This window comes from Paenibacillus sp. 19GGS1-52 (assembly GCF_022369515.1).
Taxonomy (GTDB): Bacteria; Bacillota; Bacilli; order Paenibacillales; family Paenibacillaceae; genus Paenibacillus_AQ.
In genome coordinates this window covers 2,741,203-2,766,277 of the sequence record NZ_CP059724.1, presented here as the reverse complement: position 1 = coordinate 2,766,277, position 25,075 = coordinate 2,741,203, and the positions used below count along the sequence as shown (strand labels likewise).

Below are 25,075 nucleotides of genomic sequence, written 5' to 3'. Positions count from 1 at the left end.
AACCAGGGAAGATTTAGTAAGGGACCGGAAATTCATGGTCATCAATTTCTCGCTAAGATCATCAGAAATTATTCCAAAAACTCCAGTACCCCAATCTCTTTTTTATTCGACAAAGTTCTCTACTCCCCTTCCAAATGAACTAAATTTCCCCAGATAAAAAACCGTTTCTTGCTTTGACCTACTCTGAACTGCATTCTACAGCCGCGTTTTGGCACAATGTCTTCAACTTCTAATGCGTTCCCAGCACCTTGATTCGTTCCTCTTCAGGAACAATCGGTATAGAATAATTATATTCAAAGTAGGGATATAAACCGTATTTATCTGAACATATAATAGAATAAAAAAGGGGAAGTAAATTATGACAATACAGTTTAGAAACTATACAAATCAAGCGGGTATTACAGAAGACTATCATAAAGTCAGGTCATTCCTTGTAAAGCTGGGATATTCTGAATTCACATATGCAAGATGGGATTGGATGACAACGCACGGACACTTAGACAAGTCTACTGTGGGGAGAATTGGTATATGGGAGGATGCTGAACAAATTGTGGGGGTAGCTACTTTTGACTGCCAGCTCGGAGACTCCTATTGTTTAGCTTTTCCAGAATACGCTTTCTTAAAAAAAGAGATGTTGCTATATGCAAAGGATAATCTGAATAAAGATGAAAAGTTTTGCATAGTAATTTCAGACTCGGATTTAAAGTTTCAAGACATTGCTGCACATTCAGGGTTTACTGCAACAGATCAGAAAGAAAATGATGCAATTTTTTATATGGACAGAACATCAACTGAATATAATTTGCCAGAAGGATTTTATATTACTACCATGAAGGATACTTATGACCTTTACCAATATAGACGTGTATTGTGGAAAGGATTTAACCATGAATTGAATGGTGAAGGAGAGTTCACATTTTCAAAAGAAGACGAGCAAGCATCAAATGAAGAAATGCTGCGTCCTAATGTAGACTTAAGTCTAAAGGTGGCTGTTGTTTCACCTGATGGGAATTTTGTTTCCTACTGTGGAATGTGGTATGACCTAGAAGCTGGTTTTGCAGTGATAGAACCAGTAGCAACAGATCCTGATTATCGAAAGATGGGATTAGGGAAGGCGGCAGTTTTAGAGGGAATCAGACGTACTGGAGAGCTTGGGGCAAAGACTGCTTTAGTAGGCTCTTCACAACAGTTCTATTACAGTATTGGATTGCATCCATTTAGTACCTCTACCATATGGACGAAGAAAGTAAAAAGATAAACATAATAAAATGTGAGAGGCGACATTGTCATTGACGGCGGTGCGCTTCGCAAAATGAATTTTGGCAATCGCTCCATGGATGCTTTGATTGTGCATGACAAAGGGAAAGCGATGGCCCGAAACTCAATAAAAACAAGCCGATGCACATAACCAATTATGCGCCGGCTTGTTTTTATTTCATAATCGAAGTATTCTCCGTTCTTCCACCGGGAGCCCGTTGTTTTGTAAGCAATATGCCTATTATTATTTCATCTCATTATGGTACTTCGCCTCTGCTTCTTGGACTAATCTATCCAAATGGGGAGTTTTGACTTGAGAATCATAAAGCACTCCAATATTGCCCTGTTTCTTGCTTTCTACATAACCATTTTTTGTTCACGTTATTCCTTAGGTGATGTAGTCGGGATGAATCTCGCTAGACCAATTTTACAATTGCTAAGGTTTCGATAAATGGGTCGCACAAGCAGTTCCTCATCTCAAGCACTGATTTTGAGGTTGAACCACAAAAAAAGAACAAAAACCTAGGAGTATAGGCTTTTGTTCTTGCTTTATACTGTCTTGCTATTAAACAAGGAAACCAGTAAATAATAGATCAGCATAATCATTTCATATGCCAACCGGCAAAGTGTACAAATTTATTCAAATAGGGTCTAATCGACGCCTGCCTGCTTCTACTCGTTTACCGACGGTTCGGCAGGAGCCAACGCCAGCTTTAGGGACAGGGTTGCAACAAAGGATATGACCAAGCCCGTCGAGCAGGCGATAAGGAAGCCGCTGAATCCGTCCCCCAAATAAGCCGGCAAGGTTGCCAATCCGGGAAAGGCGAAAGAAATTGCAGCCGAGTGAAAAAATCCGGCCATTCCACCGCCAACAGCTCCGGCACAGCAAACGACAACCATCGGCTTGCGCAGGGGAAGATTCACACCAAACATCGCGGGTTCGGTTACACCGAATAATGCTGAAATCGATGCGGATAATGCCAGAGTTTTAAACTTTTTATCCTTGGCTTTAAAGAAAACCGCTAACGCCGCTCCTGCCTGGGCGAACGCAGCCGGACCCATCAAAGCTAAAATCGTATCCGAACCGTTAAGTGCAATATTGTTTATGGCAAGAGGCACCAAACTCCAGTGCAGTCCAAATATGACCATCACCTGGATCGCTCCCCCCAGAGCCATTCCCGCACCGACCGGGCTGAGATTATACACAAAGCCATAACCTTTTGCGAGCGCATCCCCCGCGATCATGCCCATTGGACCAAAGACCAACAGCGTAACGGAAGAGACCATAATTATAGAAAATAAAGGAGTAAAGAAGCCTCGGATGACTTCAGGTAAAACTTTAAAGCAGAATCTTTCGATATATAGCAGCAAGCCCGTCGCCATAATAATGGGAATCGCACTGGCCGGATAAGTAACCGGCGTAATGCTCAGGCCAAAAAAGTTAATCGCTTGATCGTCTCCAAAGAGAGTGCTAAGACTCGGGTGCAGCAGCACTCCGGCAATGACTACGGCGGTAAATGGGTTTGCCCCGAATTTTTTAGCCGATGTAAATGCCAGAAGTACGGGAAGATAATAAAACAGGCTGTCAGCCATCGCATTTAGTACCTGATAGGTACCTTCCCTATTGTTTAACAGATCTAATGCCACTGCAGCAGCCAGCAAACCCTTCATAATTCCCGCCGCGCTCAAAATATTCACCAGTGGAAGAAAGATGCCTGAAATCCCGTCTATAATGATATTAACTATGTTCTTCCGGGGCTGCTCGACAGAAATAACTTGATTCTCAACCTTCATATGTACCTCCTACATTCCCAACAAATTAGCCGGCAAAGGCATCCCCCCCACCAAACAATCAAAGAGTACTATATCATAGATATTATTAATACAGGCACCCCTAAAATTAGTGTATTTATTGATTCCTATTAAACGAAAAATTCATTTCAATTAGGATATGTTTCGATAAGCAATAAGTGGGTGAATAACTTTAGAGCTATATTAATTTAATTTTTAGATATTGATATGACCTTCAAATAAAAGGTCTATTTTTCGTGAAAACATTATCTTACCCTATGGAGGTCGCTATGCATCGAGTTAACCTAAATCAGGATCAATTCCATCAACAAGTGTTTGATCATGCTTCCTCTGGGATCGCACTTGTTACACCAGAAGGTATAATTTTAACAGTAAACTTCGCTATGGAACGGATCTTTGGCTATTCCAAAGCAGAGTTTGACGGCATGAAGTTTGAAGATCTCTCCCACGAAAATGATAATATCAGAAATATTAACGATCTAAAGGCACTCATGAGTGAGAAAATGGAAGTACAGGTTGAGAAGCGTTTTCTCACAAGGATGAGTGACGATATGTGGGGATTGCTCTCTCTAAAGCTTTTCATTAATGAGGCGAACCTACCGACGTATTACATCTTCCAAATTATTGAAATCACAAAGCAAAAGGAATCCGAGCAACGACTTCAGGAATCTGTTGAACGGTATACGTCTCTCAAGAAATACAACCATGACAGCGTCATTTCCTTTGGCCTTGACGGTCGAATCATTAACGCCAACAGTATGTCGGAAAAGATAACAGGCTACTCCATCGAGTCCGAACTGATCGGTATGGAGCTTGCAAGTCTAATTGGACAGAAGAATGTCCAGAACATTCTAGATAGGGCGTTGTACGATAATACGGTTGAGCAGCACATAAACACTCTTGTGGCCCAAGATGGCAAAGAAATCGAAGTGCTTACCAGTATTGCACCTATTTTTGTGAACAATCAAAATATCGGATTCTATCTTATATGCAAAGACATTTCCGAGCAGAAACAGTTGTTGCTAGCGAAGGAGACCGCCGAGTCTACAAACAAAGCTAAAAGTGAGTTTCTGGCCATGATGAGCCATGAAATCCGCACCCCCATGAACGGGGTGGTCGGCATGACGGATATTTTGCTTGACACCACGGAGCTCAATGAAGAACAACGAGGCTATGTGGAGATCATCCGCAAAAGCGGGGATACTCTGCTCAATATTATCAATGACATCCTTGATCTTTCTAAGATTGAGGCAGGACGAACAGATTTGCAAGAGGATACATTCGAATTGCATAAATGCATTAAGGAAAGCTTCGCAGTCATTTCTATTAAAGCCGAGCAAAAACACCTGGAGCTCTCAAGCACTATAAATCACGGTGTTCCTGACTATATTTATGGCGACGCCGAACGCTTAAAACAAGTACTGCTAAACCTGCTCAACAATGCCGTGAAATTCACATCCAAGGGAAGCATATCCGTAAAGATAATGCTTGAAAAAGAAGATCCCTCCCTATTGGTATTTACGGTATCCGATACAGGCATAGGGATTGATTCCACGCAGCTCAACGAGATTTTTGAACCTTTTGCGCAGATTGACAGTTTTATGACACGCAGGCATGAAGGCACTGGCCTTGGGCTAGCCATCAGTCGTAGAATTATCGACATGATGGGCGGTGAGATTTACGCGGAAAGCGACGGGAAGAGCGGCTCGTCGTTTACGTTCACTATCAGGCTCAAGAAAACAGTCTTAGGACCCAACCAAAAAATTCACATACACAAACCTCAAACAGCACGAGAGGCGAACATTTTGCTTGCTGAAGACAACCATATCAATCAACTGGTACTGACCAAAACACTTGAAAAAATGGGTCATAAGGTTACCACCGTCTCAAACGGCATAGACGCAGTGCACGCAACGCGCAAAGAACTGTTTGATCTCATTTTTATGGATCTGCACATGCCGATTATGAACGGCTTCGATGCGATGAAGATGATTAAAGAGGAGCTCATGGAGAGTAGTCCTCCCATCATCGCGGTCACGGCCAATGCTTTGAAGGGTGATCGGGAAAAATGCCTCACTGAAGGGATGGATGAGTATATCAGTAAGCCTGTAAATCGTGAAGTTGTTCAAAAGCTATTAAACCAGTTTGTGAAGTAATTCATATTGGGGTAATAAAATTCTGATGTCTGTTTTTTCAGATCCATGGAAATGCTATCACGTCGACTAAAGTCACTAGATTCAAGGAAAACGACAAAAAGCCGCCTATTAGGCGGCTTTTTCAAACATATTGCAAATTGTTTATTCATAACATCACTTACTGATTTATAGCGAATACACCAACTTGTTCTCCAAACTGGCCCATCCATAGCGCTCCGTTACCAATCATAACACCTTTCCAATTAACAAATACTTTATCGACTTTTTGTGCTAATAACGCATGCTTAACTTTAGCAGTCATGATTTTGTCGTATTTTGCAATAAATTCTTTTTGGGTTTTGATTTCCATGGTTTTTCCCTTAGTATTCACTTTCAATGGGTACACCATCAAATTGGCGACTCCGGATTTTTTCGCTTCTATAACGTATTTCTGGAGCAAACTGAAGTTATGCTCAAATACGATCGGATTCTTGATGCCTGCGACTTCATATGGGTTATTAAAGATATTAACCGCTATAACTCCAATTTTATTGTTTCGTTGACCCATCCACAAATCGCCATTTCCAACCATAATCCCTTGATAGTTCACAAACAGTTTATCGACTTTTTGGGCTAGTAGATTGTCACGTACAAGAGAAGTGAAGATGCGATCGTATTTCTTAATAAATTCATCCTTGCTATAAATCACATAAGTTTTGTTGTCTTTGTTTAAATTCATTGGATAGGAGATCAGCTCTGCCACTACTGCTGGTTTGTTATCCTTAACAGCTTTCTGTAATTTGGCAAAATAAGTGGTGAATTCTGCTGGATCGTTTATGCCCGCAATCTCATAAGGATTTTGGCTATCTGAACTCGTTACGGAAGCAGGCGTTGAAGTATTAGTACCTTGCTCAGCCCAAGCTTGGCCGGAAAATGCTGTTAAAACAATGGAGAAACTCAGAATCATTGCGGCTTTTTTCATGCTAGTGTTTATCATAGTTGTTTCCTCCAAATTCAATTTATACTCCGAGTATATAACTAAGCTGTGTACAACAAGTGTACAATTCTTAATTATTTAGTTATGGATTCCCCAATAATTTTCTCGTGACAATAAACATGGACAAACGGGCTAAGTACCTATAATTCAAGAAAATTAGGACTGTAAACCATATCTTTCGTATTTAATGGGGTAAAGCCCCACTATACCAAATGTTGATGATATCGGTATTTCAACCGCATGCTCGGAAAATGGCGTTTTAAATGTCATACGACCTGAGAGTGCTGTCAAGTTACCTGATTCAAAAGTTAGAAGAATTTGATTATTGTTATCCGTTTTCTTGTCAAGAATATATTCACCTGGCCCTCTTGAACGATTGGCGTGATACTTGTAGTACCTAGGCTTAAAAAACTTTATCAAACCGTTTTTACGCGACCCAATATTCCAATCAAAGCTTTGATCCTGGGGATGCGGCAAGTTGTTAGGGAAATGATTTTTTGATAATATTCGGAATCTCTCCAATTATCAATCAATTTTTTTGCCTCTTCTTCTCTAAGTAACAAATTCATTTCTTCTTCTGGCGAAGGTGTCGCCACAACATCCTCACTTTTGAATTTACCGAGAACATCCAGAAATTCATGGGCTGTTGGAGTGATCGCAGGAAGGATAAGACTATAACTATCGGGGACAGGAACTTCCATTATTACATGTATGTACTGAATTCGGGAACTGTAGCCCCAAGAATTGATATATTGTATTGAATTGGAGAGGAACGGATAATAAGTATTGTGAAGTAAGGGTTTTTGACCTTTGAAATTGGGTATAACATCGTTCTGAATAGTGCCAGGAATGCACAAATCTTTAAATATCATAGCTGCCATTGCAAAGGGAAATGTTCTTGGGATTCCCGTGATGATATCTACTAGAATCTTTATATCTACGTCGCTAGTCTGATTATTCGGGTTCTGATATGCCTCGAATCCCCAGTCTTCATTATAATTCGACAGTACATTGACTTCATCAACACTATTTTTGTTCATTGTATAGAAAAATTCAGCCATCTCAGGAAATTTCTTAATCACTCTCTTTACTGCTGAAACGGACCTAAGCAATGAATCATGATCATTCATATAGAATTGTACTGAATAACTTCCACCAACGGAGTTTATAACTCTTTGAATTCTGTTAGCAACATCTTCGGGTTTCTCCTTTTTTGGAATTGCAAAGTAGAACCTTCGAAATAATCGCACAAAACTCCCTCGTTTCTTATAGTTTCACTATAATCCCTTGATAATTCACGTGAAAGTCTAGTTCATCTTTACCTTGTATGACCGCACCATTACACTCTCTTACTACGGCTCCATCATGTAAATTTCGATTAAAAAGAAATGTAACGAGAGGGTAATGCTTTTATCATAAAAAGCCCACTTTGCTCGCGATGGAACTGTTGCTTACTGCGCTGTGCTGATGTCGGGCAAGGCACTCTTATCAAAAAAAACAAGGCTTGTTTGATAATCATCTACTACAATATTCCCATTTTCCTTAGCAAATGAAAGGGATTCCTGCATTTTATAAGAGGACGGTTCACTTGTTTCGGTTACATAATCGATCATAGCATTCATGCCGTCAATCTTAATCTCAAAATCAACAACCCAAGGACTAGAATCACCAATATTATAATTCCAGTTTTCTCCACTTCTAATAATCTGTTCTTGTTTGAATTTTTCTTTCGCTTTTTTAGACATCATTTCATATCGTGGGGTTCCATCTCTTGATTTAAGTGCATTTGCCCAAACCGTAGTAAGATCTTCTATATTCACCTCTGATTTAATTGTCTCATCTTTTTCTACAATTGTGCCACTTATCAATAAAATAACAGCAACTCCGAGTATGGACCATTTTTTGGAATTATTTTTGAATAATGCCATTATGATAATTCTCCTTTTAAGTCCATTATCATTTCTTGAATACTAGTGGTGCTTGCAAAATAAAAGGGGTTTAATATACGTACTTAGACCCAAGACCCCAATAGTCATAATCATACTCTTCGGGATTCTGTATAAGGTGTTTTGAACGTTCGATCCAGGCTTTAAGTTTCTCCTGATCTAACAACATCCCCAGTGAAAACATAGAGGCTTTTTAGAAAAAAAGAAGCGTGAATGCATTGTTCGTCATCAATAAAAGTACAAATCATTGGTCCCTGAATGAATATCGCAATCACTTCTTTCATTCCACATAGAAAAGTCATCTGCTATACTTCCCTGGTCCAGCACTATTATCCAAAATGCAACCATGTTTAGGCAAGTATTGATTGATATATTGCAAATCCACTAAAAACTCCAGTGATTTTGTTCTCCCTGTTAAGGCAAGTCTATCGTCCGGTCAGTCCCTGTGATGCCTTCAAAAAGTATATATTGAAAACTCTCTAACTCTGTTCTCTTCCATGAACGTGTGATGATCGCGTTTTTTTTCACTGCAGGTCTGGTTCCTTTTTTTCTATCGTAGGAAAAACCACCATTTGAAAACAAATAGAGAGGATGCAGATATTCTTCTCCCGTTGGGATATCTTTTCCCGATATATTTTGAGCTTTCACACTGAGATTCAGTGTATACCGATTTTTTTCCTTCTTAATATCATAGGTATAAGAGATGGGTAAAAAAACATCCTGATTATACACATCTGTAGCATCGAACTCTTCAATATTAATGAAAATCGGCGTCTTGTTTAGGTTCTCATTTGTTAAAGTGAACATTTGTTGCTGTTGATTCCAGGTTCCATTCACCATTAAACTTTCAACCAAAGTGCGCATTGGAACGAATAAACTTTGTTGATACAATTGTGTTTCCACTTCTGTTTGCACCATTACACCATCATAAAAAGTTTGATTAGTTGCTGTATTGATTTCAAGTTTATGGTTGTTCAACTCGATTTTAGCCAATTTAGTTGTCGCTTCATAAGTTGCCTTTCCACCAAGCAATTCGCTCACAGAACGTAAAGGAATATACAACCTTCCATTGCTTAAATAAGGAGCTTTTGGCGTGGAGTAAAGCACAAAATACTGATTGATTTTCAAATGTACATTGGCGTTACTTTTTAATGATTCGGCTTGACTGAATGTAGGTATTCCTAACGAAAGAGATAAGATTAAAAGAATGAAACAAGTCATTTTTTTCATGATGTCCAAGTTCTTCAATTCTCCCTTGCTTTTTATTACGAACAGCATAAATGATGTTAATCAGTCTTCTCTCCCCAACTCGTTCAAGCGTGAATCAATATATTCTGTTACTTCCTCAGAACCGAAGCTATGATTGGGTTTTCCCGATATAGCGTGAGCAAAAAGGAGCGTTCGGCCGTTGACCGAAAAGTAATCCACGTTCAGATACATTTGCTCGGTTCCCTTAATAAGCGGTGGCACTACAGTATTATTGATATTTGAATCAATTGCATCAACATATCGGGCGACAAAATCATGGAATTCCGTATAAAATGTTTCCCATCCCCAAACGGGCTGTTTTCGCATCTCAATAAGAGCCAACTTCTTATCATTCGCCAATAACATTACTTTGGTTATATGATCGGATGGGTCATAAAAGGAGTAGCCCTCTGCATGGATGACTTTTCCAATACCCCATCTGTTTATCCTTTCGAGCTGCTTCTCCATCATAAAAACATCTCAATTATACCATATGTTGGAATATATATCTTATTGTATTGTCCATCGATAATAGCTGTCATACCCCTTGTTTTGATGAGAATTAGATATGTGATAAAATTCATACTAAATAGATCGTTGCTTAGGAAAATCCTAAAACCAACACCCGAGGGAGTAGAAGTTATAATGGCAGAGAAACAAGCAGGACATGAAACAGGATGGAACTTCGATAACAGTTATGCCGCTCTCCCGGAAATGCTTTTTACCCGAATGAACCCTGTGCCTGTAAGAGCGCCAAGACTGGCGATTGTTAACGGGCCGCTGGCGTCATCCTTGGGCTTGAATTTAGAATATCTGTACAGCAGTGACGGACTGGAGGTACTCGCCGGAAATAGCATCCCCGAAGGTGCCTCTCCACTTGCCCAGGCCTATGCAGGACATCAATTCGGTTCCTTCAATATGCTGGGCGATGGGCGGGCACTTCTCCTTGGGGAACAGATCACGCCTTCAGGAGAGCGATTGGATATTCAGCTCAAAGGCTCCGGTAGAACTCCTTATTCTCGCGGAGGTGACGGCCGAGCTGCGCTTGGACCGATGCTGCGTGAATATATCATCAGCGAAGCAATGTATGGGCTTGGCATTCCTACCACTCGAAGTCTGGCGGTGGTGGATACCGGACAAGTTGTCACGCGTGAATCCGATCTTCCGGGCGCCATTTTGACCCGGGTAGCGGCCAGTCATCTGCGAGTGGGCACCTTCCAATACGTTGCAAAGTGGGGGACTACCGAAGATCTCCGCACGTTGGCCGATTATACGCTGCACAGACATTACCCTGAAGCTGAAGCGGAAGAACAACGCTATCTTGCCCTGCTTCAGGCTGTTCTCAAGGCGCAAGCCTCATTAATTGCCAAATGGCAGCTTGTGGGTTTTGTCCATGGGGTCATGAACACGGATAACATCACTCTTAGCGGCGAAACCATTGATTATGGTCCTTGCGCCTTCATGGATACCTATGATCCTGGCACTGTATTCAGCTCCATTGACAGCGGAGGGCGTTATGCTTATGGGAACCAACCTAATATTGCCGCATGGGATCTGTCCAGATTGGCCGAAGCGCTCCTTCCTCTGCTGCATGAGGATGAGAATCAATCTATTGAGCTGGCGGAGGAAGCCATAGCCCAATTCCCTGTATACTTCGAACAGCACTTTTTTTCAGGAATGAGAGCAAAGCTTGGTCTTTTTAATGAAGAGCTTCAGGATGAGGCACTTTTCGAGGATTTGCTGGTGATGATGCAAAAGCATGGTGCGGACTACACCAATACCTTCCTAGCCTTGACCTATGACAAGCAGGAAGACACCGTCTTATCTGGCACCACAGTTTTTACGGAATGGGTAGAACGGTGGAACACCAGAAAAAGCAGACAGCAGGAATCTGACGCCGCCTCCCAGCAACTGATGCGAAAGAGTAATCCGGCAATCATTCCCCGCAATCACAAAGTGGAAGAAGCGTTGGAAGCTGCAGTGACACTCGGTGATTATACGAAAATGACTGAGCTTATGCTGGCTCTATCAGACCCCTATGCCCACACTGCGGAGCAAGCCGAATATTCCACGCCTGCTATGCCTTCAGACCGTCCTTTCCGTACATACTGCGGAACCTGAGGTTTACTTCTATGGTCAGTGTAAGCGTCAAATTAGTAGCAATGTTCCCGATGTTAAAAATAATTTTGTTGTTTGTTGTTCAAGCATCATGAATTGTACCTTTAATTTGATTTATTTGCGATATCGATATTCAAGCCATACTCCATCACCTGGATTCTTGATAAAGAAGCTATCTGTAAAATCATCACTCTTATAAATTTTCAGCCCCACGTCAGATATACCATCATCTGAGTCCGTAATTATTCCCGTATCAACAAGAGTATTCTCTTCAAGTGCAACAGGCTGAGAAGAGAAGTAATAGTACTTCTTTCCTTCAATATTCAACCAAGTCACTGGATCATCAACGATTTTTTCAGTTTCACTATTACTGGATTCTCTTGTAACACATCCGCTCAAAAATAGAACAAAAAGAAATATTACAAGGAATTTTTTCATTAATTGGTGGTCCTCTCTTTATCAAATGCGCCACAAAACCATGTTTTATGGCGCATCCGTATTAATATTAATTAATATTATTTCCGTACCAGCTTACATGTGCAGCTAACTGCGTACGATGGTCAGTGTGCCATGCGGTTGTCTGATACATTGTACCATAATTCATAATACAAACCGGGGTGGGCCCTTCTGGTAAGTCATGTTCTAAAGAATAGTTATGTGAAAGTTCGTGTTGTAATGCATGCCAATTTGAACCATACGATGCTTGATCCCAGACCGCACTATATGCCGCATATAAAGGTGCAGAGGAATAAGTATATGCCTTCCCGCCAATTTGTACCCCATTAGTAAAAAAATCAGGTTCAGCAGTAAAGCCAGTAACAAAATCATAACCATCCGTTCCACTACCTTTTAAGTTATCAAGTATTTCAGCTGAATTGCTTCCAGATGAGAACCAGTATCGATAAGCAGTAACTGATAAATCAACCCCGAAATTAGAGTTGAATGCATCATCAGCGGCCTCAACTATGTTTGTTGTTAGTGTTTGCCAATCACTGTGTTTTGCACGATATTCTTCATCAACGGCCACCAACACTGAACAGATTTTCCCTGTGGCGGCGGCACTAGCGGAATCTAAGTTTATTGACTTAGTACCGACAACATTTTTTCCAATATTTACTGTGCTAACAATCTTGCCACTCTCATCAAATATAGGTGCAACAGATGATCTTTCAATTTTCGGTGTAGGAGTTGAAGTGAATAGTTTTAATTGTGGCGAGGTCTCTATAGGAGAACCCTCAGACTGTGTAGCATACTTCTGGTAAAAGATTTTCACTTCATCTGCGTTGAAGGTTGAATTTGCACCCTCAACGCTCGCAAATCCAGAAGTAGCCAACGACATTGAACAAAGTAGAAAAGCTGTTGTAATAAAGACGAGTTTTCTTTTTTTTTAACATATGAAACTCCCATAATAGGAATGCAACAGCGGAAATTTGACGACGAACATGTCGTCCTTTTTACTTTATGGCAGGCTTTTTACAAGTAATAGTTAACGGAGTGATGATTTATGTATCTTTGAAAATTGGTTTCCTTTATATTTTTTTATGTGACGAAGATTAATTAATAGTACAGATTGGTATACTTTTAATAATAGAAGCTAGTGAACAAATAAAAGCATTTCATGTTTATATCGTACAGAATACAGCCTATGACTACGATAATTATTTAAAAAATACTTTACCGGAGATTTCTTATACGTAAGCGTCAATTAACCCTAATCTTGATGTTGGCCATGCCTCCATTTTATAGACACTGAAAAAAAGACCCTTGGCTATAAGCTGTTTACGGTACTCTACCGGAGGCAGCTTATTTGGAGGACAGCGCTTTACCAGACGCGGCTGACACAAACGATCGGGTCGAATGAACTAAACCAATCATGATACTACGGTAGCTTTTCGAATCTATTTTCTTGAGCATCAATCGGAACACGAGTACCTGTCTACCATGCGGGAACTGATGGGACAAACCGCATGGCGACAAGCAAGTATGAACAGCAGCTTCTAAAATCACCCTTTCGACCAAGGCAATTGACGAAAACTTCTACAATCAGACCGCCGCAATCCGCTGCTGGATGCGTGGAAACAGCCCAAAGGCATTCTCGTAGAATACCTTCTCGTGATGCTGCTCAGGTATGAGCCGGCGAACGAATTCCGCATACAGGTCAATGGGTGCAAGCGGCCAATCGGTTCCGAACAACATTTTCTCGTAATGATCGGAGTACACCAGCGCCCGGCGAAAATGGTCCATGAATAAGGGTTCATTCATGAACCGTTCAAAATGCGGCCGATCGCCGACGACGAGGCCGGACAAATCGGCATAGACATTCGGATTCTTGGCCACCACTTCGGCAGCGTCCATTACCCAAGGATCACCCAGATGACAGATCATAAAGTTCACACCACGCTGCTGATAGGCTAATTCATCCACGGTGAGAGGATGCGAATATTTGAGCAATCCATTCATCGAGTACGTATCGCCAGTATGAATGACCACGGGCATACCGTACTTGGCAGCCAGCTCATAGATCGGTCCATAGATTGAGTCATAGACGTAATGATGATAATACCCAGCATAAAGCTTAATTCCCGCTACCTCGGGAGCTTGCAACCGCGCTTCGATTCGCTCCAGCTCCTCTTGGGCGTGCTCCCCTGTGAGCCTGTTCGGATTGATGCCAATGCATTCCATTAAGAACGGCGGAACAGTGTCTTCCAAGTCAAGACCCATCGGATTGGGTGAAGTAGAGTCCGGAAAGGCTCCCTCCGTCTGCTCCGTAACACCCATGCCAATGCCGAGAACGACGTTGTTCTTGTCAAACTCCGCCTTGAGGCCAGCTGCAGTGTAATCAACTTTGGACAGCTCCACCGCTGTTTGATGAAAGCTGTCAATATTGGACAGATGAATGTGAATGTCAATGATCGGCATGTAAGGTCTCCTCATTATCAGTAGGATTGGCAAAGTTCAGCTTCAGAAGGCTACGTACATCCTCTGGATTCAGAGCGATCTGTCCCAAGATCAGGAAGGTCGGCTGAGTCCATGCGGCCTCTCCATTGAGAAGTGGAAGCTGGTGATTCACACTATGAGAGAACACCTTGTTGTTCACATACGCCGAAGCCTTCTGATTGGGATAACTATTCACAATATGCAACATATCCTTACGTGTTGCCGCACCGATTCGTATGATCCCCTTGGAATCAAGCTGAGCTTCTATCTTTCCAAGCAGGAACTTGCCTTCCTCGGGGAACTCCATCCATCCTTCGGAGAAGACAGGCGAAGGCTTGAAGTAACTATCCTCTGATAGCGAATACTGTGGCAGAACTAATCCACTACCATTGGTCACCGAATGTTGTACACAGAGCATAGGGACGCCGGGCAGCATAAGGTAATGCTGATTAATTGTAATTCCCCGATTTGCTTCTTGCTTCTCGATAGAAGTGGTTATTCGCAGTCCCTTCCAGACATTGCCGTGTTCATCCATTCGCTTCACCCAAGCCGCGGTTCTCGTCTCCTGCTGCCGGCTGAATCCACCTAGGCCTTGAATTCCCACACCGAGTCCACCATGCCAGGGATTCCACCAGGAACGCGGGCCTGCTTCCGGATAAGAACTGTCCAGCCATTCTTCCCCTTGGTACTTCAGTGAATGCACGACACTCCCGAATTCAGGGGTAGCCGCTATGGAGAGAACTCCGTTGCTCATCGTGTACAGGGAACCTGCTGGGCCTTCTTCCATCTCACAAACGAAAGTTGTATCACTCTGAGGGAACCAGAGGCCCGACCGTTCCTGAACGCGATCCTCTCCCTGATAGACGAGCCGGACCTTTCGGCCGGACTCACCGTGTCCCGACGATTCCATTTCCTCAGCAGAAAGCTCAAAACCCGCAGAATGCAAATCCTGCTCCCTTTGCAACTCGATACCAGCCGCTCTCCACTCCGTACTACCATCGTTTTGCACATACAGTTCAAGGCTTCCAGCAAGCGGAATCATCTTTCGTTCGATTAGTTCTGCATGAAGCGCCCCCGCCGCAAACGGATTTCCGCCGCCTAGCATTAATTCAAGATGATCGTCCAGCACCGGAACGACCGAATTCAGTTGCTTCCGAGCAAAGGAGCGGAATTCGGACCACTTGCCGAAGGTATTTAGAGCAAACACAGTCACCTTTGTCCGCACGACATCTCCGCCGGAAATCCGGCCAAGATTGTGCTCCAGCCCAAGTGTATATTCCGGGCGGAGCAGCTTCAGAGCAGGATCCCAGCATATTCCGCAGGTGACGTTCTCTTCCTTGCAGAACAGCCAATTCTCCGTGATCTGGGCACTATCCCAATAACTCGGATCACTAGAGTGCGCATCGCCCATATCCACGTAATGGCCTTGGTATGGCAGGACGAGCCGCTTGCCAAAAAAGCCGAAATTCGTCAATACATATACGTCTTCATCCAGTGTTTTGCTGTTGGTATTGCAGATCTCATGATGAAACTCAGCGATTCCGTTTGCGAACAGCTTGGCTACCGTCTTTATCTCCAAGCCTGGGAAGTCATCTGACTCGTAGAGGGCTTCGAGAACCTGGCTCTCCCCTTCCGCATAGATCTTCACTTCTTTGGCCTGCTTCTTGGAGAATTCTTCTGCGAACGGCTTGCCTAACCTCGGAAAAGCCCACCAGAAGTTGTGGCTGGAGCCGGGATATTCAATCCATATTCCATTGTCGATCTTGTTCAGATGGAGGGAGAATGCACCGTTTACGGCAACCCACTGCTCCCCCACCTGTCCACCAAATCGGCCATGCGTTCCCTTCATTAGGACGGATAGTTTACTTGTGAAGGAGACCGCCTTCTTTCCAACCGGAATGGCCGTTACCTCAATATCTCGTGAATAAAGTCCGTAAGACTGCAGAGTGAAGGGTACCGGGACAGAAGTTTTACTCTTAGCCGGAACCGTGAAGCGTACCGCACGATCACTCCATTTCAGGAATTCGTCCTCCGGCAAGTCAAAAGTGAACTCTGCTTCCGAGGCAAAATTATTCTCCACGTTCAAGTACATTTCGGCCGGAAGGCCCGGATACAGCTCCCTTGTTGGTAATGTTAGCTTCAGCTTGGCTGGAAATTTCGGAGCGATGCCAAGGCGGAACTCAGCCCGCTTGCCACCGATAATCCAATTGCTCCTAACCACCGGATGGGTCTTCTTCTCATTCTGCTCCTCCCGAACAGGATCAAGCTCGAAATCACCCTCTACGATGACCGTTTCTCCCGGGGCGAGCGTTTGGGCAACGAACAGGGAAAAACGAATGTTTTTGTCGTTCTGGCCCTTGATCTCAATTGCCAGTTCGGTCGTAGAGCGATTCTTGATGTGATAGCGAATCTTGTAGGCGGAGCCAAACACAAGATCATGGTCGTCGATCTCCGTAGAAATTTCATAGTCAGGAGTGTCAAGGGCGGTCAATCCGCGACCGGTCTTCTCGAATTCTGCCCGCAAAGAAAGTTCTCCCTTTTGCCAAGTGTAATCTAAGAAATCAAAGCCACGCTCTCGGCGGCCATCTGGCTGGATAGGGAGTTCGCGAGTGCTGTCTGCGTACCAATCCAGCTCCTCGAAATAAGGAGCAAGCGCTTCCATTTTCAGGACAGTTGGAATGAAATTCATCAGATGGACATAATCTTCATTTTTTTCCCAAAAGAAACCGCATTTCTTATACATTGGTACAGCTTTGGTGTTACCAGCCCAGGTAAATAGATCCAGTCGCGGCCAACCCGCTTCGACTGTTTTGCGGACGGCGTGCAAAATCAGATTGCGACCGACCTTATAACCGTGATAGTCGGGTCGCACATTTAGTAGCGGTATATACAAGGCACCTTCATCTTGACGATAGTGTGCAAAACTGCAGAAGCCGACTACCTCCTTGCCATCCACGGCGAGAAACACATAAAGATTGGATGAAATATCCATCTCCCGACGCACCGTGTCCTCTGTTCTCTGGTTAGTGCCGCCTCCCCAGCTTTCATTGCTGAGATTCCACATATCAGCGACTGCTCGAGCGTAGGAAGGATCGTATTCGATAATGCGGATTTGTTCCGCGATGGTATTTGGTGTCATGAACTCTTCTCCTTATTGTTCAAATATGAGTATGTATTCGTAATAAAGATTCAATAATAGCCGTTGAGCTCTTATTATACTATTATTTGGAATATTATGACAAGAAACACGGCTTTTTCTCAGGTAAGCGGTATGGGTCATTATTAGTATTACTCGCTAGAGCGCATAAGTGACGCAAGATTAATTGAAATACTTGAGGATAGTACAAATGAGCATTCTTGTAGTATGTTTAGCTAATCTTTTATAGTTGATTATGAAACCTACAATGTAATAGAATAAACTAATTAAAAAGAAAAGGATGCGCATAAGCAATGCGGTTGCATAAAACACGAACACTCAGCAAAAGATCCATACTGTTTTTCTCTATTATTATGCTTGCAAAAAGTTATTTTGCCTGGTACTACTTGTTCGAAGATGGGCCAACCTGGGGTACATTGTTCAAAGAAATTCCCTTTGTACTATTAATCTTCTGCCTGATTGAATGGTTTGCCACGAAACGGAAGATTGCCATCTATATGCTTGTAAATCTACTAATTACCATTTTATTCTTCTCCTTGATAATCTACCACAATCACTTTGGCATTATTGCTACTTCTCAAGTGATCGGTCAGGCAAAGCAAGTAGGAGCCGTCAAGAAGAGTATTTTCGCAGTCGTCCACCCTCAATATATGCTTATTTTTCTGGATATTATTATCATTAGCTTTGTTATGCTCAGCCGGAAGAAAGCGCTAGCCTGGAAGAAATCCATGTCTGGCCCTAGCAACCGGAAGGTGGTCGCTGCCCTTTTCTGTATATCCTTGGCATTATGTATGATGAATATCTTCCCGAACCAGGCCAGTATGAATGAGAACGTCCAAGCTGAGCAGATGGGCATTCTAAATTACGAAGCTTACGCGCTGCTCGCGGGTCAAGAGGAAGAGCAAATCGACTTCTCTCAGATTACACAATCTGTTATTGATCAAACAAAAGGAATCCAATCTCAGTCTAACCCGGTATTATATGGTGCCGCCAAAGGAAAGAACCTGATCATCATTCAAATGGAGTCCTTTCAGAACTTCTTAATCCATTTATCGCTTGATGGACATGAAATTACACCGAATATGAATAAGCTCGCGGATAGCAGTCTCTATTTCCCCCGATTCTTCCAACAGGTCGGGCAAGGCAACACCTCTGATGCCGAATTTATCGTAAACACCTCCTTTTATGTTCCGCCAGATGGGCCGGCAACAGAGATATACGCTCCCAAAGAGCTTCCAAGCTTACCTAAACTGCTGCAGAGCCAAGGTTACGACACCGCCACTTTTCATACGAATGCTGTTGACTTCTGGAACCGTGGCGAGCTGTACAGTGCACTAGGATTTAACCGGTACTATGACAAACCTTTTTTCGGTGAAGACGACACCCTATTTTATGGAGCGTCCGATGAAGTTCTGTATTCGAAGACAGCCACTGAATTGGCCCGCATGAATGAGAGCAGTCAGCCTTTCTATTCACAGGTTATCTCGATGTCATCGCATAATCCTTTCTCGATCCCGGAAGATAAATACCAAATGGCTCTCCCAGAACGATTCGAGGGCACTTTTGTTGGTGATTACATTCGTGCCCAGAATTACGCGGATTACGCGCTTGGGCAGTTTATTGCAGAACTCAAGGAGAACGGTGTATGGGATGATAGCTTAGTCATACTGTACGGTGATCATCGCGGACTGCCTATTTTCTCGCTGAAAGATGAGGATAAAACCTTGATGGAGGAAATTCTGAACCATGAATATACCGAACGCGATCTGATCAATATTCCATTGGTCATAGCCTCTGAGGGGGTTGTGACTCCAAGTGTAAACAATCAATTAGGTGGACAGGTAGATATTCTACCAACTGTAACAAATCTATTAGGAGTTTCATTGAATAACCATATTCATTTTGGACAAGATTTATTGAATCAGACTGCCTACAATTTGCTGCCTCAACGGTACTATTTGCCAACCGGATCATTCGTTAATAACGAAGAACTGTTCTTATCCGGCAGCGGATTTGAGGACGGGCAGCATTATACTTTGTCCGGTGACGGCAACAAACCGCTTCAATCCACAGAAGATGAATTCAATCGTGCGCTGAAGCTCCTTCAACTGTCCGATAGTTATGTGACACAATTACCGGATAGAGCAGTCAAGGAATAAGTTAGATACAAAAACCCGTCAATACCATGCTAAAGCAAGGATATTGACGGGTTTTCCAACTCTTACGGGCTTGTGGCGATTATCTATAAGAATCATGTGTTGGACGAAATAAGTCTTCCTCAGCACTTCTGACTGCAGTATCGATACAGTATTGTGTTTTACAACCCATGATGACTATATGCTCTTCCTGTTTATCTTTTAAATATTGAAGAAGTCCCGTCCCATGAAAAGAATTTCTCGCTAGCTTGTCAAAGATTTGCGAATCCGCTTGATTCAAACAATCCCCTTCTATTTGTTTACTTTACACAGCCAGACCATATGAATTGAACCAGGTCCCCAATAGTCCTTAACCGTCTTATAAGGCTCTCCAAACTTCCGCACCCATCTCTCCTGAGCACGTTTGTAGCCACTGTCCAAGCAAAATTCATCAATACCCTGTTTTTTTAGAAAAGTTACCATGCCTTTAATTAAGGCCGAACCGATACGTCGGTTCTGATAGCTAGGCAACACGTATAAACTGCCCAATTCGCCTACATCATCCAGCCCATTTTCTGTGCATATTCGGATATCTTCGCCACAGGGCTTGTAGGAAATTGTGCCGACAACGACCTCATTTATTTTGGCAAGAAGGAAATGGATATCTGTTATAGTCGGGTCAAGCGCTCTCTCCACTAGCCGCTTTTTATTTTCAATTTCTAGTTGAATATCATTTTGAAAATGACCCAAGCTTTCTTGTTCAAAGGCATCTGTAATCGAGGCTTCGAACAGCTGGTTTACCGATAATGTATCCGCTTGAGTAAGATTGCTTATGGTCAACTCATACTGATTGATCATGTTTTGGACACCTCTATTCAAAGTTACTCTGAAATAAAGACGTTAGGATAAGAAATCAATACTTTTGTTTTACAATCCTTATATCTATTAAGCATCATAATCATCAGTTCCTTACCTATCCCTTATTCCCATGCAGTAACAATGGAATGTGTACCTCTGATTGCTTGTAACAGTTCGTTCGGATACTTACCAGACTCCCATTCTACCGAAAGGAACAGTTCCTGAAGATCCTTCTTCGTGAGATTCTCTTTATTTGAAGCCTAATAAATACTCACTTCCTGTTTCTCAATATAGCGTTAACATTAAGAAGAGAAAATGGATTCAATGAAGAAGGATTTGTACTTATTTAACACTTATAATTCCTTTGTCATAAATACACTATGAGGGTCCTCAGTGTAATCTGAAAACGGCTTGCCATACTGAAACCCAAAACTTGCATATAGTCTTTTGGCTGGCTCGAAAGCCTCCATCGAACCCGTTTCCAAACTTAGCCGTTGATAACCACGTTGCTTGGCTTCTGCAATGATGTGTTCAAGGATTCGCTTTGCCGTCCCTTTTCTTAGATGTGCTGAAGAAGTTCGCATTGATTTTATCTCTCCATGTTGACGATCAAGCTCTTTAAGTGCCCCACAACCCAATAACTCTTCTTTTTCCCAGGCACTCCAGAATGTTATTTCCGGCTTTTTTAATTCATCCAGATTTAGGGCATGTATACTTTCTGGCGGAGAATGAAGGGCCATACCCTGAAGATGTTCCCCGATTAATGCAACCACTTCAGATCCAGTTAAATCATCTAGCTTAATATCCATAATAATCACTCCGACTTCTCTATTATTTTTTATCACTATTATACCCTTGCAGCAACATCGTTCAAGAATGTTTCTAACTTCCATACTATAATGAACATACATTACAGAATAAGAAGGTGAGACGGTGACTCGCGAAGTTAGAACCGTAGTCTTTGATCAGGAATTAAAGCTTGAGGGGTATCAGTTTGAAGGGATCATGCAGAGGTTTCCCAACCATTTTCATGACTATTATGTAATTGGGTTTATTGAACAAGGCAAGCGATATCTAGTTTGCAACAATGAAGAGTATATCCTTAACAGCGGAGATGTAATTATTTTTAACCCACAAGATCCCCATGCCTGTGAACAGATCGACGGGAGTACCCTTGACTATCGCGCTATCAACATCCAACCGCAGGTCATGCGAGAGTATGTGTTGGAAATTACGTTCTTTATCAGAGTGAACTGGCCTTGTCACTGCATGAGCTGCATCTTAAGATTTTAGAGAGTCAATCCGATTTCCAAAAAGAAGAGTTGTTTCTGTTTCTGCTGGAGCAACTGCTCAGAGACTATTCAGATACAGCTACACCTAGTCCTTCTCAGGAGCTTACTACTGAAATTAAAATCATTTGCGAATACATAGAATCTCATTATACGGACAGCATTACTCTCAATCAACTTAGTGAATTAGCAGGTATAAGCAAATATCACTTGCTGCGTTTATTTACCAGACAAAAAGGGATTTCGCCGTATTGTTACCTGGAAACGATTCGGATTAATCATGCTAAAAGGCTTTTAGAACAAGGAGTGTTTCCGATGGAGGTGGCCATTCAGACCGGTTTTAGTGATCAGAGCCATTTTACAAATTTCTTCAAAAAACTGATCGGCGTAACCCCTAAACAATACATGCGCATATTTACTCATGAAGTGGCCTCGAAACGTACAGTGGATATCACACCATAATGGATAAACGTCAGGTCACAACCGGGCATCTGCTCACATTCATTACGATTTTGATCTGGGGAACGACCTTTATCTCTACAAAAATATTGTTAATTGACTTTAGTCCCGTTGAAATTCTATTTTTCCGCTTTCTTATGGGATACTTCGTATTATTTCTAATCTCTTCGCGTCGCATCCGGACTCAATCGTTTTCAGAAGAATTGCTGTTTATCTCGGCAGGGCTTTGTGGAGTCACTTTATATTTTCTAATCGAGAATATTGCCCTTGTATATACACTTGCTTCCCATGTAGGTGTGATTGTGTCGATCGCTCCATTTTTCACGGCGTTACTTGCACACTTTTTCTTAGAAGAAGAGAAATTAAATACTCAATTTATTACTGGATTTTTGATTGCACTCACAGGAATTATTCTTATCGGGTTGAACGGGAGTTTCCTCTTACAATTGAACCCAATCGGAGACCTGCTTGCTTTCCTGGCTCCTGTGGTTTGGGCGATTTATTCTGTGTTAATGCGCAAAATAAGCGGGCTAAATTACCCTATTATTGGAGCTACCCGCAGAGTGTTTTTTTATGGGCTATTGGGTATGCTGCCTACTTTATTTCTATTTGAGTTCCATCTAAATTTCAAACGTTTGGGCGAAGTCGCAAATGCAACAAACCTTCTCTACTTAGGCTTGGGAGCATCCGCATTATGTTTTGTGACCTGGAACCGGGCAGTAGGAATCTTGGGAGCAGTAAAAACAAGCGTGTACATTTATCTTGTGCCTGTAATTACACTGGCCGCCTCTTTCCTTATTTTGCATGAAAAAATAACTTGGGCCACATTGACGGGAGCCTTCCTGACACTAATCGGCTCATATATCTCGGAACGCAAAATTAAAATGATCCCCAAAAAGAGGATCAGAGTGAGAAGTAAAGCACCAATCCCGCGTTCTTATCATACATAAGGTAGAAAAGAAGGGCGGGATTCTGATGGGGAACATTGAAGTTTTTGAGGAGCGGGCTATCTTTTTGGCTGCAATCTGTGGACAGACCTATGCCCAATTTGCTAATACGGACGGTTCGTTTGTCGTTCCATTGAATTATTCGGTCAGTCATACAATTCAAGCGAAATCCATTACATGGGAACGTTTCGGGTTTATTATTGAATCTCCGCAAGAGATTATTATTGCTTTTCGAGGAACCAGCTCAACAACCAATTGGATCTCCGATACGATCGCCTCGCAAAAGAGGTTCAAATATATTAAGGAAGACTGTCTTACACATCGTGGTTTCACGGATATCTATTCTTCAGCCCGCAACGAGATCATCTCCACACTTGCCAGCCTATCACCTGATAAGACATTATACATTACAGGTCACAGTCTTGGTGCAGCACTCGCGACATTATGTGCGATGGATATTGCAGCCAATACTACCTACAGCTCACCCAACTTATATACATTTGGATCTCCCCGTGTAGGTGATCCGGCTTTTGCGAAGGCTTTTACAATGTATGTCCCGAACAGCTACCGTATTGCGAATCTCTTTGATGTCATAACACATGCTCCACCATCCATCTACAAGCTGCCCAAGCGGGACAAAAAGTACTATTACAGTCATGTCCAGACCCTTTCATCGCTGTCTTTCCAGAACGGAGCCTTAGGCCTCAATCACATTATTGGAAGCTATTTCGCCGAGCTCTCCCAACTTGAACCGAAATTCACCCAAAAATTATGTGGGGCGAACCCAGGTTTCTGTCCTGTTATTGAAGCAAAATCAGGCAGAGGAGAAAATAAGTCGGTAAAGCAAGCCCCCATGCTGTAACACCATGGAGATAACATCGCAAATAAAGCGGATGGTGGTTCCAGCGGAAACTTCCTAATCCAGCCGAAACAGCTGATGCTGTTTACGGTATTCGCCGGGCGTAAGTAAGGTTTGGCGTTTAAACATACGTATGAAATAGTTATTGTCCGAAAATCCGCATTCTACCCCAATTTGGATGAGCGGAAGCTCCGAATGCGCTAATAGCCGTTTGGCTCGCTCAATCTGCAAATGATGCCTGTATTGTAGTGGACTCATCCCTGAATATTGCTTCAAACACCGCGCCAAATAATCAAAATGATAATGCAAATCGTGCTCCACTTGCCCGGAATCAAACGGCAACTCCAATCGCCCTGCCAAATAGGTTGCGACCTGCTCGCCAAGATAATAAGAACGAGCTTGCGGACTGCTTCTCTTAATACCCTGCTGCAATTGCAAAAGCAGCTTGCCGAACAACATTTGCAGTTCAAAGGACCGATAACGCGTAAGTACCTGGTGCAGCTCAAGCATTTCAATGAGCAGGGGCATAATCGTCCGTAAATCTACAGTGGAAAATTTAAGGGAATTGTTGTTTGCGCGCTGGATCGTCTGTTAGGACAGAAATCGTTGCTCACCAACCTGCCAGCACAGGGCATTACCACGCTGCAGGCGCAGAGCGCGGATAGCCGCTGGATTAACCATTTGCTATATGCCTCTCCGGTTCGCAGAGGGCAAAATGTCGAGGTCATTGAAGATTTACCTGCGCTTATAGACATCACGGTTACTCTCTCCGCAACCGATCCGGTGCGTAAGGTTTATCTGGCTCCGCAGCGGACTCCCCTTTCCTTCCAGCAGGAAAACGGAACCGTAAGCTATACGGTTCCGTCATGGATTTGTCATCAAATGGTTGTGCTCCAGTTCTAAGGCAAACGAAAAGACGCT

General features: G+C 42.7%; 20 protein-coding genes and 2 pseudogenes. 8 read left to right on the top strand and 14 right to left on the bottom strand.

Annotated elements, in window-relative coordinates; genetic code table 11:
* Positions 1 to 358: 358 nt before the first annotated feature.
* A complete protein-coding gene (locus H1230_RS13060; protein WP_239715937.1) occupies positions 359 to 1,258 on the top strand; it encodes a GNAT family N-acetyltransferase in 900 nt (299 codons plus the stop codon).
* 671 nt (positions 1,259 to 1,929) lie between these two features.
* Here H1230_RS13060 and H1230_RS13055 read toward each other — a convergent pair.
* Positions 1,930 to 3,051 carry a PTS transporter subunit EIIC gene (locus tag H1230_RS13055; RefSeq protein ID WP_239715935.1) on the bottom strand — a complete coding sequence of 374 codons (1,122 nt, stop codon included), beginning with the start codon at positions 3,049 to 3,051 and terminating at the stop codon, positions 1,930 to 1,932.
* Positions 3,052 to 3,338: 287 nt separating this feature from the next.
* Between H1230_RS13055 and H1230_RS13050 the strand changes: the two genes are divergently transcribed.
* The gene (locus H1230_RS13050) at positions 3,339 to 5,225 is read left to right on the top strand and encodes a PAS domain S-box protein (RefSeq protein WP_239715933.1); all 1,887 of its coding nucleotides are present in this window, start codon (positions 3,339 to 3,341) and stop codon (positions 5,223 to 5,225) included.
* Between the two features lie 157 nt (positions 5,226 to 5,382).
* On the opposite strand, the gene H1230_RS13045 is transcribed toward H1230_RS13050, so the two are convergent.
* The 5 genes from H1230_RS13045 to H1230_RS13025 all read right to left on the bottom strand — a co-directional run bounded on the left by H1230_RS13045 (position 5,383) and on the right by H1230_RS13025 (position 9,866).
* Entirely contained in the window at positions 5,383 to 6,201 is an 819-nt protein-coding gene (locus H1230_RS13045) for a hypothetical protein (protein WP_239715931.1), read from the bottom strand.
* 416 nt (positions 6,202 to 6,617) lie between these two features.
* Positions 6,618 to 7,283, bottom strand: a complete 666-nt coding sequence (locus tag H1230_RS13040) for a hypothetical protein (protein WP_239715929.1) — start codon at positions 7,281 to 7,283, stop codon at positions 6,618 to 6,620.
* Positions 7,284 to 7,652: 369 nt separating this feature from the next.
* Positions 7,653 to 8,129 (bottom strand): hypothetical protein, encoded by a 477-nt coding sequence (locus H1230_RS13035; RefSeq protein WP_239715927.1) that lies wholly within the window; start codon positions 8,127 to 8,129, stop codon positions 7,653 to 7,655.
* Between the two features lie 432 nt (positions 8,130 to 8,561).
* Positions 8,562 to 9,377: a copper amine oxidase N-terminal domain-containing protein gene (locus tag H1230_RS13030; RefSeq protein ID WP_239717289.1), complete on the bottom strand. Its 816-nt coding sequence runs from the start codon at positions 9,375 to 9,377 to the stop codon at positions 8,562 to 8,564.
* Between the two features lie 60 nt (positions 9,378 to 9,437).
* Entirely contained in the window at positions 9,438 to 9,866 is a 429-nt protein-coding gene (locus tag H1230_RS13025; RefSeq protein ID WP_239715925.1) for a hypothetical protein, read from the bottom strand.
* A 174-nt stretch (positions 9,867 to 10,040) separates the two neighbouring features.
* Here H1230_RS13025 and H1230_RS13020 point away from each other — a divergent pair, with 174 nt between their 5' ends.
* Positions 10,041 to 11,516: a protein adenylyltransferase SelO gene (locus H1230_RS13020; protein WP_239715923.1), complete on the top strand. Its 1,476-nt coding sequence runs from the start codon at positions 10,041 to 10,043 to the stop codon at positions 11,514 to 11,516.
* A 111-nt stretch (positions 11,517 to 11,627) separates the two neighbouring features.
* Here the strand turns inward: H1230_RS13020 and H1230_RS13015 are convergent, their stop codons facing one another.
* The 4 genes from H1230_RS13015 to H1230_RS13000 form a co-directional block, all read right to left on the bottom strand.
* Complete coding sequence (locus tag H1230_RS13015; protein WP_239715921.1) at positions 11,628 to 11,951, bottom strand: membrane lipoprotein lipid attachment site-containing protein; 324 nt, start codon at positions 11,949 to 11,951, stop codon at positions 11,628 to 11,630.
* Between the two features lie 67 nt (positions 11,952 to 12,018).
* On the bottom strand, positions 12,019 to 12,846 hold the full coding sequence (locus H1230_RS13010) for a M12 family metallo-peptidase (RefSeq protein WP_239715919.1): 828 nt from the start codon (positions 12,844 to 12,846) through the stop codon (positions 12,019 to 12,021).
* A 710-nt stretch (positions 12,847 to 13,556) separates the two neighbouring features.
* On the bottom strand, positions 13,557 to 14,432 hold the full coding sequence (locus H1230_RS13005; RefSeq protein ID WP_239715917.1) for an amidohydrolase family protein: 876 nt from the start codon (positions 14,430 to 14,432) through the stop codon (positions 13,557 to 13,559).
* Positions 14,419 to 17,589 (bottom strand): GNAT family N-acetyltransferase, encoded by a 3,171-nt coding sequence (locus tag H1230_RS13000; RefSeq protein ID WP_239715915.1) that lies wholly within the window; start codon positions 17,587 to 17,589, stop codon positions 14,419 to 14,421. The genes H1230_RS13005 and H1230_RS13000 overlap by 14 nt, the downstream gene beginning before the upstream one ends.
* A gap of 311 nt (positions 17,590 to 17,900) precedes the next feature.
* On the opposite strand from H1230_RS13000, the gene H1230_RS12995 reads away from it, so the two are divergent.
* Complete coding sequence (locus H1230_RS12995; protein WP_239715913.1) at positions 17,901 to 19,766, top strand: LTA synthase family protein; 1,866 nt, start codon at positions 17,901 to 17,903, stop codon at positions 19,764 to 19,766.
* Positions 19,767 to 19,845: 79 nt separating this feature from the next.
* On the opposite strand, the pseudogene H1230_RS12990 reads toward H1230_RS12995, so the two are convergent.
* The 3 genes and pseudogenes from H1230_RS12990 to H1230_RS12980 all read right to left on the bottom strand — a co-directional run.
* Positions 19,846 to 20,034: pseudogene (locus tag H1230_RS12990) on the bottom strand (isochorismatase family protein); the annotation flags it as partial.
* A gap of 20 nt (positions 20,035 to 20,054) precedes the next feature.
* A complete protein-coding gene (locus tag H1230_RS12985; protein ID WP_239715910.1) occupies positions 20,055 to 20,600 on the bottom strand; it encodes a GNAT family N-acetyltransferase in 546 nt (181 codons plus the stop codon).
* 353 nt (positions 20,601 to 20,953) lie between these two features.
* Complete coding sequence (locus tag H1230_RS12980; protein ID WP_239715908.1) at positions 20,954 to 21,409, bottom strand: GNAT family N-acetyltransferase; 456 nt, start codon at positions 21,407 to 21,409, stop codon at positions 20,954 to 20,956.
* Positions 21,410 to 21,533: 124 nt separating this feature from the next.
* Between H1230_RS12980 and H1230_RS12975 the strand changes: the two are divergent.
* The 3 genes and pseudogenes from H1230_RS12975 to H1230_RS12965 all read left to right on the top strand — a co-directional run bounded on the left by H1230_RS12975 (position 21,534) and on the right by H1230_RS12965 (position 24,157).
* Positions 21,534 to 22,351: pseudogene (locus H1230_RS12975) on the top strand (AraC family ligand binding domain-containing protein).
* The gene (locus tag H1230_RS12970) at positions 22,351 to 23,298 is read left to right on the top strand and encodes a DMT family transporter (protein ID WP_239715907.1); all 948 of its coding nucleotides are present in this window, start codon (positions 22,351 to 22,353) and stop codon (positions 23,296 to 23,298) included. Before H1230_RS12975 ends, H1230_RS12970 begins: the two are co-directional and overlap by 1 nt.
* A 25-nt stretch (positions 23,299 to 23,323) precedes the next feature.
* Positions 23,324 to 24,157 (top strand): lipase family protein, encoded by an 834-nt coding sequence (locus H1230_RS12965; RefSeq protein ID WP_239715905.1) that lies wholly within the window; start codon positions 23,324 to 23,326, stop codon positions 24,155 to 24,157.
* Positions 24,158 to 24,211: 54 nt separating this feature from the next.
* Here the strand turns inward: H1230_RS12965 and H1230_RS12960 are convergent, their stop codons facing one another.
* Positions 24,212 to 24,682, bottom strand: coding sequence for an AraC family transcriptional regulator (locus H1230_RS12960; protein WP_239715903.1), 471 nt, complete (start codon positions 24,680 to 24,682; stop codon positions 24,212 to 24,214).
* 78 nt (positions 24,683 to 24,760) lie between these two features.
* Between H1230_RS12960 and H1230_RS12955 the strand changes: the two genes are divergently transcribed.
* Positions 24,761 to 25,057 (top strand): hypothetical protein, encoded by a 297-nt coding sequence (locus H1230_RS12955; RefSeq protein ID WP_239715901.1) that lies wholly within the window; start codon positions 24,761 to 24,763, stop codon positions 25,055 to 25,057.
* Positions 25,058 to 25,075 lie beyond the last annotated feature (18 nt).

Coding starts and splice junctions, on each gene's coding strand:
- H1230_RS12970 (WP_239715907.1), top strand. CDS start 22,351: ATGGATAAACGTCAGGTCACAACCGGGCATCTGCTCACATTCATTACG.
- H1230_RS12985 (WP_239715910.1), bottom strand. CDS start 20,600: ATGATCAATCAGTATGAGTTGACCATAAGCAATCTTACTCAAGCGGAT.
- H1230_RS13015 (WP_239715921.1), bottom strand. CDS start 11,951: ATGAAAAAATTCCTTGTAATATTTCTTTTTGTTCTATTTTTGAGCGGA.
- H1230_RS13045 (WP_239715931.1), bottom strand. CDS start 6,201: ATGATAAACACTAGCATGAAAAAAGCCGCAATGATTCTGAGTTTCTCC.
- H1230_RS13030 (WP_239717289.1), bottom strand. CDS start 9,377: ATGAAAAAAATGACTTGTTTCATTCTTTTAATCTTATCTCTTTCGTTA.
- H1230_RS13035 (WP_239715927.1), bottom strand. CDS start 8,129: ATGGCATTATTCAAAAATAATTCCAAAAAATGGTCCATACTCGGAGTT.
- H1230_RS13055 (WP_239715935.1), bottom strand. CDS start 3,051: ATGAAGGTTGAGAATCAAGTTATTTCTGTCGAGCAGCCCCGGAAGAAC.
- H1230_RS12965 (WP_239715905.1), top strand. CDS start 23,324: ATGGGGAACATTGAAGTTTTTGAGGAGCGGGCTATCTTTTTGGCTGCA.
- H1230_RS13050 (WP_239715933.1), top strand. CDS start 3,339: ATGCATCGAGTTAACCTAAATCAGGATCAATTCCATCAACAAGTGTTT.
- H1230_RS13000 (WP_239715915.1), bottom strand. CDS start 17,589: ATGACACCAAATACCATCGCGGAACAAATCCGCATTATCGAATACGAT.
- H1230_RS13025 (WP_239715925.1), bottom strand. CDS start 9,866: ATGATGGAGAAGCAGCTCGAAAGGATAAACAGATGGGGTATTGGAAAA.
- H1230_RS12995 (WP_239715913.1), top strand. CDS start 17,901: ATGCGGTTGCATAAAACACGAACACTCAGCAAAAGATCCATACTGTTT.
- H1230_RS12960 (WP_239715903.1), bottom strand. CDS start 24,682: ATGCCCCTGCTCATTGAAATGCTTGAGCTGCACCAGGTACTTACGCGT.
- H1230_RS13005 (WP_239715917.1), bottom strand. CDS start 14,432: ATGCCGATCATTGACATTCACATTCATCTGTCCAATATTGACAGCTTT.
- H1230_RS13020 (WP_239715923.1), top strand. CDS start 10,041: ATGGCAGAGAAACAAGCAGGACATGAAACAGGATGGAACTTCGATAAC.
- H1230_RS13060 (WP_239715937.1), top strand. CDS start 359: ATGACAATACAGTTTAGAAACTATACAAATCAAGCGGGTATTACAGAA.
- H1230_RS12980 (WP_239715908.1), bottom strand. CDS start 21,409: ATGGATATTAAGCTAGATGATTTAACTGGATCTGAAGTGGTTGCATTA.